Annotated in this window: 13 protein-coding genes and 1 pseudogene; 7 read left to right on the top strand and 7 right to left on the bottom strand. The window is 65.3% G+C overall.

Translation table 11 applies throughout. The features are described from left to right. Positions 1-104: 104 nt before the first annotated feature. The gene (locus CJ179_RS45675) at positions 105-722 is read right to left on the bottom strand and encodes a DUF4352 domain-containing protein (protein WP_095865831.1); all 618 of its coding nucleotides are present in this window, start codon (positions 720-722) and stop codon (positions 105-107) included. A 193-nt stretch (positions 723-915) separates the two neighbouring features. Between CJ179_RS45675 and CJ179_RS54300 the strand changes: the two are divergent. The 4 genes and pseudogenes from CJ179_RS54300 (at position 916) to CJ179_RS45655 (ending at position 4,809) form a co-directional block, all read left to right on the top strand. Next, positions 916-2,140: pseudogene (locus tag CJ179_RS54300) on the top strand (sensor histidine kinase). A 60-nt stretch (positions 2,141-2,200) separates the two neighbouring features. Then, positions 2,201-2,857 carry a response regulator transcription factor gene (locus tag CJ179_RS45665; RefSeq protein WP_179377896.1) on the top strand — a complete coding sequence of 219 codons (657 nt, stop codon included), beginning with the start codon at positions 2,201-2,203 and terminating at the stop codon, positions 2,855-2,857. A gap of 159 nt (positions 2,858-3,016) precedes the next feature. Next, positions 3,017-3,469 (top strand): hypothetical protein, encoded by a 453-nt coding sequence (locus CJ179_RS45660; RefSeq protein ID WP_095865924.1) that lies wholly within the window; start codon positions 3,017-3,019, stop codon positions 3,467-3,469. 296 nt (positions 3,470-3,765) lie between these two features. Next, entirely contained in the window at positions 3,766-4,809 is a 1,044-nt protein-coding gene (locus CJ179_RS45655) for a DNA polymerase IV (RefSeq protein WP_095865829.1), read from the top strand. A 39-nt stretch (positions 4,810-4,848) separates the two neighbouring features. Here CJ179_RS45655 and CJ179_RS45650 read toward each other — a convergent pair whose 3' ends face one another. Beyond that, on the bottom strand, positions 4,849-5,847 hold the full coding sequence (locus CJ179_RS45650) for an MBL fold metallo-hydrolase (RefSeq protein WP_072944288.1): 999 nt from the start codon (positions 5,845-5,847) through the stop codon (positions 4,849-4,851). Between the two features lie 278 nt (positions 5,848-6,125). On the opposite strand from CJ179_RS45650, the gene CJ179_RS51890 reads away from it, so the two are divergent. Further along, positions 6,126-6,959, top strand: coding sequence for a hypothetical protein (locus CJ179_RS51890; protein ID WP_179377906.1), 834 nt, complete (start codon positions 6,126-6,128; stop codon positions 6,957-6,959). Between the two features lie 101 nt (positions 6,960-7,060). Here the strand turns inward: CJ179_RS51890 and CJ179_RS45640 are convergent, their stop codons facing one another. Beyond that, positions 7,061-7,573 carry a CarD family transcriptional regulator gene (locus CJ179_RS45640; RefSeq protein ID WP_072944195.1) on the bottom strand — a complete coding sequence of 171 codons (513 nt, stop codon included), beginning with the start codon at positions 7,571-7,573 and terminating at the stop codon, positions 7,061-7,063. A gap of 111 nt (positions 7,574-7,684) precedes the next feature. Here CJ179_RS45640 and CJ179_RS45635 point away from each other — a divergent pair, with 111 nt between their 5' ends. Next, complete coding sequence (locus CJ179_RS45635) at positions 7,685-8,320, top strand: TetR family transcriptional regulator (protein ID WP_095865828.1); 636 nt, start codon at positions 7,685-7,687, stop codon at positions 8,318-8,320. Between the two features lie 25 nt (positions 8,321-8,345). Here the strand turns inward: CJ179_RS45635 and CJ179_RS45630 are convergent, their stop codons facing one another. From CJ179_RS45630 to CJ179_RS45615, 4 genes are all read right to left on the bottom strand, one after another. Next, the gene (locus tag CJ179_RS45630) at positions 8,346-8,756 is read right to left on the bottom strand and encodes a YjbQ family protein (protein WP_095865827.1); all 411 of its coding nucleotides are present in this window, start codon (positions 8,754-8,756) and stop codon (positions 8,346-8,348) included. Between the two features lie 69 nt (positions 8,757-8,825). Beyond that, positions 8,826-9,122: a hypothetical protein gene (locus CJ179_RS45625; RefSeq protein ID WP_095865826.1), complete on the bottom strand. Its 297-nt coding sequence runs from the start codon at positions 9,120-9,122 to the stop codon at positions 8,826-8,828. Positions 9,123-9,821: 699 nt separating this feature from the next. Further along, positions 9,822-10,511 (bottom strand): tellurium resistance protein, encoded by a 690-nt coding sequence (locus CJ179_RS45620; RefSeq protein WP_095865825.1) that lies wholly within the window; start codon positions 10,509-10,511, stop codon positions 9,822-9,824. Between the two features lie 107 nt (positions 10,512-10,618). Beyond that, positions 10,619-11,038: a CoA-binding protein gene (locus tag CJ179_RS45615; protein WP_095865824.1), complete on the bottom strand. Its 420-nt coding sequence runs from the start codon at positions 11,036-11,038 to the stop codon at positions 10,619-10,621. A gap of 78 nt (positions 11,039-11,116) precedes the next feature. Between CJ179_RS45615 and CJ179_RS45610 the strand changes: the two genes are divergently transcribed. Further along, positions 11,117-12,766, top strand: coding sequence for an NERD domain-containing protein (locus CJ179_RS45610; RefSeq protein ID WP_095865823.1), 1,650 nt, complete (start codon positions 11,117-11,119; stop codon positions 12,764-12,766). Positions 12,767-12,770 lie beyond the last annotated feature (4 nt).

Genomic DNA, 12,770 nt, shown 5'->3' with positions numbered 1-12,770 from the left:
GAATGGCATATTGACTTGTCGGAGAATGGAATATGGGGACGGAGCACGAACAGCGGTATCGGCACGCTTCGTGCCCCGCCCCCAGACGTTTGCCCATGCGGGATCTACAGAGTGTTGATCCAGGCCAGGCGGTCGGTGGACAGCGAGAAGGTGTCCTCGAAGAGCACGACATAGGTTCCGGGGCCGGAGCCCTGGCGGGCGTCGAAGCAGACGCTGCCGGTGGCCTGACCGCCGGGCGCAATCTTCCCTGAGTTCAGCAGTTCGCGGTCAGGCGCGAACGTCGCGTCGCGAATGGCGCCGCCGGCATCCTGAAGGCTCCAATCCACATATCCGTTGAAGTCGTTCTGCTTGTCGCCGACGTTCTTGATGGTCACGGTGCTGCACAAGTACTCGCCGATCATGCTGCTCACCGGTTCGAGCGCGGCGACGGTGTAGGCGAGCCCGTCGCGAGTGATCGTGTCGCCGCCGGCCGCGGAGGTGTCTTCCTCGAGCTTGCCGGGGAAGGCGGGCCCGCTGTCGGCGGGAGCCTCCCCGTCGCCGGAACCTGCTGTGACGGTGGTGCCCTCGTCGCTCCCCGTGCTCGACGCGATGGCGATCGAGCATGCACCGAAGAGCAGGATCGGAACGCCGACCACAATCCACGGCCAGAGGCGACGCTTCTTCTTCGGCGGCTGCGGGGCAGGGTAGGGCTGGTTCTGATAGGGCTGACCGGGGTTCGTCATCTCGGATCCTCCTGTGAGTGGGTCATGCGGGTGAGGTTGCGGGCCGCAGGCCGTGGCTGCGATCGCGCTCAATGGAGAGTTCACCCGACGGGGCGCCCATCGCGGATCGTCCGAAGAGCCGGATCGATTCCTACTTTCGGTCGGAAGTCAGTTCGGGCCCCTACTTTCGGCCGATCGCGAACGTGTCGGTCCGATGCGTAGCCTCATGGCCGTGACTGCAACATCCGCTGAAATCATCCGTCGCCGCGTCTGGACCACCGGCGCGGTGACGCTCAGCGTGTTCTGTTCGCTGATGACGGTCGGTCTGTCCGGCGATTCCGCGACCGTCGCGGTGTGGAACATAGCGATCGGACTGGTGCTGAATCTGGGTGCCGCGGTCGCGTTGGTATGGCGGCACGAACGGCCGTGGCTGGTTCTGGGCGTGGCCCTGGTGGGTCCGCTGTTCTTCTCGACCGACGCCACTGCCGCCTTGATCGCGCTCTACGCACTCGCCCGGACGGAGCGGGGGCAGCAGCTGGTCGCGGCAGCGACAGCGGTGTTCCTGGCATGCGGCGTCTCGCTCACCTACGATGCGTTCCGCACCCGCGACAATTCGGTTCTGACGATGGGTTCGACACGACCGGAGGTCGGTGGGCCGAAGCCGGACTGGGATATCGCACTGTGGATTCCCTGGCTCGTTGCGGCGACGCTGGTGGCGATCGTGGTTTCGATCGCGGTGCTGAAGCACACCCGCACAGAACTGGCTCAGGCCGAGCGCAGTCGCGACGGAGCAGACGCATGCGATGCGAGACGAGATGATCCGCACCGAGGAACGCACTCGCATCGCGAGGGATATGCACGACACTCTCGCCGCGAGCCTGAGCCGAATCTCCCTGTTCGCCGGGGCCTTGCAGGTCGGCGGTGCGGGCAATCCGGAGAAGATCGCGAACACCGCGTCGATGATACGCAGCACCGCGCACGAGGCGCTCGACGAACTCAAGAACATCGTCGGTGTGTTGCGGGGGTCCGGCGGGGCGAGTCGAGCGAGCGGTCACCAGGGCATCGACGGTGTCGCCGACCTGGTCCAGTCCGCCCGCGCGGCCGGTCTGCACGCCACCTATTTCGCAGACCTGCGGCCCGGCGACGTCGGCACCGTGTCCGGACACGTCACCTACCGGGTCGTGCAGGAATCGCTCACCAACGCCCAGAAGTACGCGAGCGATCAAACGATTCGCATCTCGATCAGCGGCGCCAGCGAGAACGGTATCCGCATCGACATCCGTAACAGCCTCAGTTTCCAGCCCCCGACAGTCCCGGGTGGTTCGCGCGCCGGTCTTCGCGGACTCGCCGAGCAGGCCCGTGACATCGGCGGAAAGCTCGAGGCAGGCAGGCTCGGTGGGGAGTTCGTCGTCGACTGCTGGCTCCCGTGGTTCGCCTGAGCCACATCGCCCAGACCGCGAGGCGGTGCTGTCGGTCCGGGGTAATACCCTGTGGTCACCATGACCGGAACCAACGCCATCACCGTTCTGATCGCTGACGACGATCCCTTCGTCCGGCGAGGTGTCTCCGACATCTTCGCTGCCACCACGGATATCGCCGTCGTCGCCGATGTCGACGACGGGGACCGGGTGCCGGCCGCGGTCCATGCGTATCGACCGCACGTGGTGCTGATGGACCTGAAGATGCGCCGGGTCGGTGGACTCGATGCCACCCGTCACCTGATGACCCTGCAACACCCACCCCGGGTGATTGCGATGACGGCGATGGACGTCGACGACCTCGTGCTTCAGGCGGTTTCGGCCGGAGCCCACAGCTTCCTCAGCAAGGACGAACCGCCGGAGACGTTCCACCAGTCCGTTCGCGCCGTCGCGGCCGGCAACACACTGTTCAGTGAGGAGTCGCTGCGGCGGATCGTCGCGGCGAACCGGCCGCCCACCGCAGATCCCGATCGGGCGGTCCTTGCCGCGCTCAGTGCCAGGGAACGCGACGTCCTGCGGTCCCTCGCATCCGGCGCGTCGAATGCCGACATCGCTGGTCAGCTCTTCCTCAGCGAAACGACCGTCAAGACCCACATTTCGGCAGTCTTCGCCAAGCTGGGCACGCGTAACCGAGTCGAAGCGGCGCTGACCGCATTCCGTGCAGGTCTCGTCACCTGAGGGTCCTGAGACGCGAGGACCCTCACTCCGTCCGAGGACGAAGTGAGGGTGCGAGCGATTTCGCGCCGCATGTGTCGGGACCTTCTGCTTTGATACGACGCAAGGGGAGGCTTTCGACGATCCCCTGTCGTGGTTGGTCGCGAGCAAGGGAAGGTGATGATGGTCGATTCCACCGAGTTGCCCGAGGTTTCGTGGGCGGGGATGGTCGAGTGGTTGACGGGTTCGCTGGTCGATCAACCGGTCGCGCTCATCGTCGAGATCGGCCCGAATAGTTACGTCAGTGAGGACGACGATGGAGAGGTCGTCTGCGCGCAGATTCAGGTACTGGCCGGCGGTGTGTTAATGCTTCGTCGATCACGCGTCGAACTCGGGCACCTGCTGCTCGCCGACTATTCCGCCGAGCACCTGACCCTCGACAGGTGGCATTTCGACGGCCACTTCGAAGACTGTACGGACGGGTATCTGTTCAGTCGCGACGTGAACCTGATCGCGAACACGTGCGTTGCCTGGTTTCGGGACAATTGGGGCACCCGGTCCACCAGTGAACTCGGATGCTCCTACCGGTTCCCCGACGAATTGCTACCGCCCGCCGATGGCACCGATGTATTCTGAACTCTTCGCTTCGCGCGGAGTCATCATCGGAGGCGGCATGCCTACCCACCACCCCTCACGTACTTACCGCGGTTGCGCGCTCTGCTCTCCGCGCAAGCGGCGCGGCATCGGTGTCGCAGCCCGCGAGACGATCCCGACGCTCCGTAAGCTCGGCAAGTCACGCAGACTCAACCGCCGCGACCTCGGTGATTACGCCGACGACCTGCGGGGAACGCAACGAACGGTGACCGCGGCCCCGTCCGGGAACTCCGCAGATTCCGGGGATCTCGGACGGATGGGTCGGGCACACTGGTCTCATGAGCACTCCGCCGCGTCGCCGGTGGGTGCTGCATGTCGATCTCGACCAGTTCATCGCCGCAGTCGAGGTGCTGCGGCACCCCGAGCTGCAGGGACGTCCCATCGTCGTGGGTGGTCGTGGGGATCCCACCGAACGCGCGGTGGTGTCGACGGCGTCGTACGAGGCGCGGAAATTCGGTGTCGGTTCAGGGATGCCGATGCGGATCGCGGCACGGAAGATTCCCGACGCCGTATTCCTGCCCGTCGACGCCGAGGCGTACATGGAGGTGTCGGCGGTCGTGATGGACACCCTGCGGAAGCTGGACGTGGTCGTCGAGGTGATGGGCTGGGACGAAGCGTTTCTCGGTGTCGAGACCGATGATCCGGAGGCGTTCGCCCGAACCATCCACGACGCCGTCCTCGAAGCAACAGGGCTGCACTGTTCAGTCGGCATCGGCGACAACAAGTTACGGGCCAAGATCGCGACGGACTTCGGCAAACCGCAGGGCATCTACCGGCTCACCGAGGCGAACTGGTTCGCCGTCATGGGGGAGCGCCCCACCGATGCGCTGTGGGGGATCGGTAAGAAGACCTCGAAAAAGCTTGCCGCGCTCGGTATCAATACGGTGCGCGAACTCGCCGACGCCTCGGATCAGGAGTTGGCCGCGACGCTCGGGCCGACTATGGGTCCGTGGTACGCCAGGATCGGTCGCGGAATCGATCTCTCCCCGGTGTCCGCGGAGCCGTGGGTGGCGCGGTCGCACAGCCGGGAGACGACGTTTCAGCAGAACCTCGCTGGCCGGGAGGCCGTCACCGAGGAGATCCGACGCCTCGCCGCCCGGGTCCGGGAGGACATCCTCGCGGAGAACCGGAAGGCGGTGCGAGTGGCGTTGAAGGTGCGCTACGCCCCGTTCGACACCCACACGACGAGCAAGCCACTACCCGAGCCGACGTTCGATCCGGACGTGATCGCCGACGCGGCGGCAGCATTGGTCGACCGCCTCGACCACGAGCGGGAAGTCCGGCTCCTCGGGGTGCGATTGGAGATGACCCCACCCACGTGAGTGCCAAAGCGTGCCCGAGGACGCTTTGCCGCTCACGTGTCAGCGGCGGGCGAAGACGGCGGGTTCGCTGTCCGGTACCTGGGCGACGAGGTCGCGGGCGACGAGGTGCCGAAGGTGTGCCGCTGCCTCGGACAGTGCCATGCCCTTGCCCATGGGGGAGATGTCGGCCCACGGCTTGTACCACTTCATGCGCTCGGCGACCTGCCACACGGTGATCTGGTCGTCGCCGAAAGCCTTGTACAGGTGATCGAGTCGCTCTTCGTGGTGCTCGATGAGTTCGCCGGCGCGGCCCGCGACGTCGTCGATGGGGATGCCGTGCGCGCCGAGCCCCCGGGTGATGTTCATCGTCTGGACGCGGCGCAGCGAGTCCATGAACTCGGCGAGGGCGTCGCGTTCCTCGAGCGGGTAGACGAAGTTGCCGACGTGCGGCGTCGTCTTCTGCAGGACGTGGTCGCCGGTGAACATCACGTCGGCGTCTTCCAGATAGAAGCAGATGTGGCCCGGGGTGTGGCCGGGGGTGTAGACGGCGCGCAGGCCGCGACCGGTGAGGGCGATGAGTTCGTCGTCGACGAGGACACGGTCGGGGGCCGAATCTGGACCCGCAGGCGGTTTCCCCGACGCGGACTTCTCGAACGCCTCCAGGTCGGCCGGGGCCGCGCCGGCCCGTGTCATGTTGGCCTTCTGGAAGTCCAGCCACTCGGGGCCGTGGCCGGTCGACATGTGCTCGAACATCTCGTGATCGGATTCGTGCATCGCAATCCAGGCCCCGGAGGCCTCCCGAACGCGACCGCACAGACCTGTGTGGTCGGGGTGGAAGTGAGTGAGGACGACGCCTTCGACATCCTTGACCGAGTGCCCGATGGCCTCGAGCCCGGAGGTGAGGCCTGCCCACGCATTGTCGTCGTCCCAGCCGGCGTCGACGAGGATCAGGCCGCCGGGCGATTCCATCGCGTAGACGAGTGTGTGACCAAGGGGATTGTCGGTAATCGGGACCGGAATCTGGAAGATCCCGTCACCGATGGGCGCTGCGTCGCTCATGTGCATACCTCGTTGCCTAGAGGAACAAATTAGTTCTACTTACCTTCATAGTGACCTTTCAGCGCGGATTGCGATACCGCGGGTCCCGATTAGCGGTCCGGCATGCCCGTGACCTGGCGCTTTTGTGCGAAAGCCGACCCGGAGACCGGAATACCCACTGGAAGCCGGATGCTGTGGAATGCTCCACTCGGACCAGCTTTCACATGCTCGCGTTGCGACAGGAGACTGCTTTGACCACAAACCTCGTTCGATCACGGCGCCGGTGGTACACAACCGGAATGTGTGGACTCGCCGTAGTCGGCGCCTCGGGGCTGCTCGCCCCCAGCCTGGCGGTTGCCGCGCCGGCCGCGCTGCCTGCCGGCTGCGTGCAAGGCACCGGAACCCAGGTGACCTGCACATTCACTTCAACCGGCAGTGCGCAGTCGTTCACGGTCCCCGACGGCATTACCAGCTTGGCGGTGACGGCAACGGGCGGACGTGGTGGAAACGGTGGTCAGATCCTCGGCGGTGCCGCGGCTGTCGCGACCGGGCGATTGATGGTCGCCGCAGGTGACGCGCTGTACATCCAGGTCGGCGGGAACGGCGGTGACGGCACCGGGCTGGCCGGATACAACGGCGGCGGAGCCGGTGGCACCGGTGCCGGTGGGGGAGGCGGGGCGTCCGACGTTCGCACAGGCTCGGGTGAGCTGGCGGATCGTCAGATCGTCGCGGCAGGCGGCGGCGGTGCGGGCGACACCTACATCGGTGGAGCAGGGAACCTGACCCCGACCGGCCCCGACGGCCAAGCGGGCGGCGGCGGGGGAGGCGGCGGCGGTGCGACCGGCGTCGCTGGTGGCGTCGGAGGCAACGGTGGCAGTGACCCGCACGGTTCGCCGGGTGAAGCCGGAATCGGAGGCGCCGCGGCAGGTGCGAGTGGCGGCGGTGGCGGCGGCTGGTTCGGCGGTGGCGGCGGCGCCGACAACTACGGCGGTGGCGGAGGCGGCGGTGGCTCGTCCTACGCGCCGGGCGGAACACTCGCGACCGCAGCGGCGAACGCAGCACCGACTGTCATCATCACCTATGGGCAGGGCTCGGGAACCGGATCACTCGGAAACCTGTTCGGCAGCAGCTGATCTCGACTCCTGTGCTGGAGACGTGAGAGATCGCAAGCCGACTCGACGACATCGGCGGCAGCCCGGAACTCTCGTCCGGGCTGCCGCCGATCTTCGTGTCGTCAGACTGCAGCGACCGCCGCGGGAGAGTCGGCGGATTCGTAGATAGCTTCGATGCGGCGCCGAGTCTCGTCCGGGTCGGACTTCATCGCGAGGACGAGTTCGGAAATGACGAGCTGCATCGCGTGCTCGAGCTGCCGCTTCTCGCCGGCCGAGAGGGGCTTTTCCTGTGAACGGGTCATCAGATCGCGGATGACTTCGCTCACCGTGAAGATTCCACCCACGGTCAGCTTTTCCTGATTGGCCTTGAACCGACGAGACCAGTTCGACGGGTCGTCCACCGTCGGCCCGCGCAGGATGTCGAAGACTCGACCAACTTCATCGTTGTTGATCGCGTTCCGAACGCCGATGGCCTCGGCTTTCGCGACCGGGATCTCGATGGACAGCCCGTTCTGAGCGACTTCGAATTGCACGTAATCAGTGGGTAGATCGTTGAACATCCGGGTCGTGAGCTTTGTGACTGTCACGGACCCATGGTGCGGGTACAGGAAAATATCACCGATATTGAGATTCATTGATTACCTACCCTTCGCATACATTATGACACACGCTGCCATGTTGACAACGGATGTCCGGATGTGAACGATCGACGCGTGGGGTTCTCCTACCGATAACGAAGGCCGTTGATGACCAGAATCGAAGTGTTCGCCGTGCCGTCTGACCTGCCCGCCGGCCCGTTGGGGTTGCGGGAGCGGCGACGTGAGCAGACGAACGTGGAGATCAGTGAGACTTCCCTCACACTGTTCGAGAGCAAGGGCGTCGAGGCCACAACCGTCGGGGAGATCGCGCAAGCAGCAGGCGTGTCTCAGCGCACGTTCTTCCGATACTTCGCCACCAAGGAAGAGGCCGCGCTCCGGGACCACTGGGCCTTCGAGGCGGTCGTGGCATCACGGCTCGACCAACTCGACTCGACCCTCTCACCGAGGCTCGCGTTGGAGACGTCCTTCGCGGACGCATTGGTGACGTACGCGGACAGTTCGTCGACGCCCTGCCGGCGATTGCTGCGGGTGAACAGGCTCATCAAGAAAGAGCCTGCGCTGCGTGCTGTGCTGGCGCGCGAGAGTGTGCGGCGGACGGCGGCCCTGGTCGATGCGGTGTCGAAGAGATTCGACTGCTCCGACCTACAGATTCGCCTGGCGGTCGACGTGTCGGTCGCCGTGCTCCGGGCGGCGTTGGAGACGTGGGTGGATCGGTCTTCCACCGACGAGACGGCGAGCCTTCCTGAGATCTATTCCTCGGCAAGAGGACTCGCGCGCGCGTGATCGGACGCGTCCCGCCGGTGCTGGCTCAGGCGGCGAGGAAGCTGAATCGGACGTGCCGCACCGGGTTGTCGACATTGGTGTCGACGAGGCAGACGGACTGCCAGGTGCCCGTCGCGAGCGCGCCGTCGAAGACAGGAACGGACGCGTACGGCGGCAGGAATGCCGGCAGCACGTGGTCGCGACCGTGTCCATGGCTGCCGTGACGATGGATCCACCGGTCGTCGCGCGGAAGCAGGTCGTCGATCGCGCGCAGCAGGTCGTCGTCGCTCCCCGCGCCGGTCTCGATGACCACGAGTCCCGCCGTGGCGTGCGGCACCCAGACATGCAGCAGCCCATCGCCGGCGCCGGCCGACGCGAGGAACTTCTCGATCTCACGGGTCAGGTCGTACACCACCGGCTCGGCGCCGGTGCGCACCTCGATCTCGGTACTGAACATAGTCACGACGGTAGCGCGATCGCGCGTGACAATCGATCGATGCGTATGCGGCCTGGTGTGTGTCGGTGGCTACCCGAAGACCGCACCGACAATGTGACCTATCCCTGCCACGATCGGAATCGCCAGCAACGCACAGAGCGGTGTCAGCCACCCGATGAGTACTCCACACGCGATGCGCCGATGGATCTGTCCCACAATGAAGAACGCAACCATTGTGACAATGCCGAGCATGAGAGCGACCCATGCCCAGGCCGGGGTGCCCGAATCAGTCGACGGATTCACGATTCCGATGACAACGAGCACGACGGTAATTGCCATGGAAAGGTAGGTGGCGGCACCGAACCAGGTGTCAGCTTTCTCGGTCACGGCGCCACCGCATACTTCGCATCGATATTGATCGCGAAGTGGATTGCCGCGAACTCCAATCCCACTAACGCAGCAGTGACAATTCCCAACGCGAACCCGCCCGATTAGCCTCGCTCGCTGTGCAATTCGTGGGTTGCACGTTCGTTGCACTCGCCAGCCCATCGAGGAGGCGCGGGCGTCGCAGCCGGGTACGAAACGACCTTCGAGGTTATCGATCACTCGAGCGACCTCGTGCACAGGCGATGCGAGCACTCACAGATCCGCTCGATCGACAGTCAGGACTCCCCCCACCCCACGCTATTTGGATCCCTCGATCCGAATACGCACTGCCACGAGAAGTGTATTTGAAACTCCTCGCCGCGTCGGCAGTGGCATGCCAAGCCCAGGACGCGGCGATGCGTGACGGTGTGTGAGGGCGCGCGTGGCTGCGGTCTCAGGATGGAAATCGCGCGTGGCGGAACGGGTTATGCTGAGTTCGCACTGTTGGTTCCTTTCGGTGTGGGGCCCGGTCCCAGCGTTCCCTTTGGCGGAGGGGGGACCGGGCATTCCGAAAATTGAGCCCACTACCCCAGGGCCACTCGGGAGCTGTGCGGGATTCCATCGGACGCCTGGCGGTCACGTGCTTGGCCGTGCCATGACGTTTGGCTCATCCATTCGTGTGGGTCGACGCGTCGAGGCATTCGCTATCGCAGGACGCTGCTACTTGCGGCCGGCGGCCCACTTCATGCCCCAGCTGTAGGTCTTGTCGAGATCGGCCTGGCTGCCTTCGACGTACTTCACTTCACGGGTCACGGTGATGCCCTGCCCGGTGTTCTGCAAGATCGCGATGGCGCAGATGCGAGCGGAGCTGTTCGCCGAGTCCAGGCGCACCTCCACCTCGGGGCCGCTGGTGGGGTAGAGGGTGACGACGCCGTCGACGGCTGCCCAGTTGGGTGCGCCGTCGTAGATCATCGCGAAGATGAGGATGCGCTTGAACATTTCCGGCCGGTCGAGGTTGATATGCATGTTTTCGCCGCCGGTCACTGTGCCGGTGCGGTCGTCGGCGTCGAGCTGGATGAACGGCGCAGCCTGCAGCGATCCGAAGCTGTTGCCGAGTGCCTGGACAACACCCTTCGATCCGTCGGCCAGTTCGTAGAGACAGCCGAGGTCCAGATCGATGCCGTTGCTGCCGCCCGCGGCGGCCGCAAGTTTCGCGAAGAAGCCGGCCTTCTTGGGCTGCGGCGCCGCCCCCGTCGACCAGTTGAGGTTGACCCGCATCGCGCCCTGCCGCTCACCGGACTTCGTGAGGCTGACCGACGGCGCGGCCTTCGACAGCGTGACCTTGCTCAGATTGACTCCGCCCTGCGGTGCGGCAGGAGTGGAGGGGCGTCGGGTGTAGTCGATAGCCACAGGTGGGAACCTTCCGATTGACTGAGCGCGTCAGAACGTTGTCCGATTTGCACGATTTCGGTCCAGAGTAGCCGTAGTCGCGTGGTCGGACTTCAGCCCGGCCACGGTCACGCTGATTCCCGTGCACTCCACTCGATTGCCGGGCAGGTGTCCATCACCATCGCGACGCCCTTTGCGGTCGTTCGCTGGAACGCGGCCTCGTCGATGACGCCCAGTTGGAACCAAACGCCTTTCGCGCCCACCGCGACGGCCTGGTCCGCGAACTCGCCGGCGGCCTCGGACTGACGGAAGACGTCGACGACGTCAATCGGAAACGGAACGTCCGCGAGTGTGGCGTATCCCTGCTCGCCGAGCACGGTCGGTGCGGTGGGATGGATGGGGACGATTCGTTTTCCTCGGCGCTGCAGCAACTCCGCAATGCGGAACGCCGTTCGGTCGGGATTGCCGGAGAGCCCGACGATCGCCCACGTTTCCCAGTCGTCGAGCATCGACGAGACGGCACTGGGGTCCTGCCACGAAGTGTCCACACCGCAAAACTACTACTCACCGCGGACTTCAGCCGGGATCGCAGAGCTGAACTGAACCGTCCGTGCGAAAGTATCCGCATGGTGATCCGTATCCCCGAGAATCCGCGCCTGGTGAATGGTTCCGAGGAATCCGTGTGGAATGCGCTGTTGGGTCAGCTCGGTGATGGTGACCTCGTGGTGGCAAACCAGCGGGTCACCGACCGACTCAAGGACCACGAGATCGATTTCGTGGTGGCGCTCGAGGGGTACGGGATCGTCTGCCTGGAGGTGAAGGGCGGGCAGATCTGGCACGACGGCAGCGATTGGTACCAAGAGCAGCGAAAAGGGCCGACGGTGATTCACCCGGTTCGGCAAGCACGGGACGCGCTGTATGCCCTGCGGAGCTATGTGGAAGCCGACCCGCGCTGGAGTCACGGGCGGCTGCGATGGGACCACGTGGTGGTCTTCCCCAACACAGAACTCACCGACGACTTCGGACTGCCGGAATGCCCACGGTGGAAGGTGATCGACCGCAACGACCTGGACGACGTGGTGTCGCGACTGCAGAAGGTGCTGTCCGGCCAGCAGCTGGATCGGCCGGCGCTGCCCGAGGACGGGGTCGATCAGCTCACAACGGTCCTCTCCGGACGCGGACTGCCGCAACGCGACGTGGTTGCGCGAGCGATCGCGCACGAAGACGCGGCCGATGCGCTCACCGCCCAGCAGTCGGCGATACTCGACGCGATCCGGCTGTTGCACCGGGTCGAGGTGCGGGGCGGCGCCGGAAGCGGCAAGACGTTCCTCGCGGTCGAGAAGGCGCGGCGGTTGGCGAAGCAGGGGCAGCGCGTCGCACTCATCTGCTACTCGCACGGGTTGGCGTCGTATCTCGAGCGATTGACCGCCACCTGGTCCCGCAAGGAGCGTCCCGCGTACGTGGGCGAGTTCCACGCGCTGGGGCAACTGTGGGGAGCGCCCGAGGGCCCGGACGAGAGCATCCGCAACACCGACACCGTGCAGTTCTGGGAACACGACCTTCCGCGGCACATGGCGGAGTTGGCGTCGGAACTGCCGTTGCGCGACCGGTTCGACGCGGTGGTCGTGGACGAGGCACAAGACTTCGCCGACGACTGGTGGGGTCCGCTGCTGGCAGCGCTGCGTGACGACGAAGCCGGGGGCATCTACGTATTCAGCGACGAGGGGCAGCGGGTATTCGACAGGCAGGGCGTTCCGCCGATTCAACTGGTCCCGCTGGTGCTCGATCACAATCTGCGAAACACCCGTCAGATTGCGGACTCGTTCACACCGCTGGTGGGACAGCTGATGCGCCTGCTCGGCGGGGAGGGCCCCGACGTACTTTTCGTGCCCTGCGCGGCGGAGGACGCGCTGACGATTGCCGACGACCAGATCGATTCCTTGATGGACGAGGGTTGGCGTCCCGAGGATCTGGCCTTGCTTGCCACGGGCAGCCGTCACCCGGAGCAGGTGAGCAGGCAGACGGAGGGCAACGCGGCGTATTGGGACAGCTTCTGGGATACCGAGCAGGTGTTCTACGGGCACGTCCTGGGATTCAAGGGACTCGAACGGCGTGCCGTCGTGCTGGCACTCAATGAGAAGGTGGTGCAAGAGCGTTCGCGGGAGCGGCTGTACGTCGGGTTGTCGCGGGCGCGGGATCAGCTCGTGGTGTGCGGCGACCCGGACTTCATCCGCGACGTCGGGGGAGCGGAGTTGGCCAAACGCATGGGGATCTGACGTC

The sequence above is a fragment of the Rhodococcus sp. ACS1 genome, assembly GCF_002300155.1.
In the GTDB taxonomy this organism is placed as follows: Bacteria; Actinomycetota; Actinomycetes; order Mycobacteriales; family Mycobacteriaceae; genus Rhodococcus_F; species Rhodococcus_F koreensis.
The sequence above is the reverse complement of the archived record's forward strand: the minus strand, read 5'-3'. Positions and strand labels throughout refer to the sequence as shown.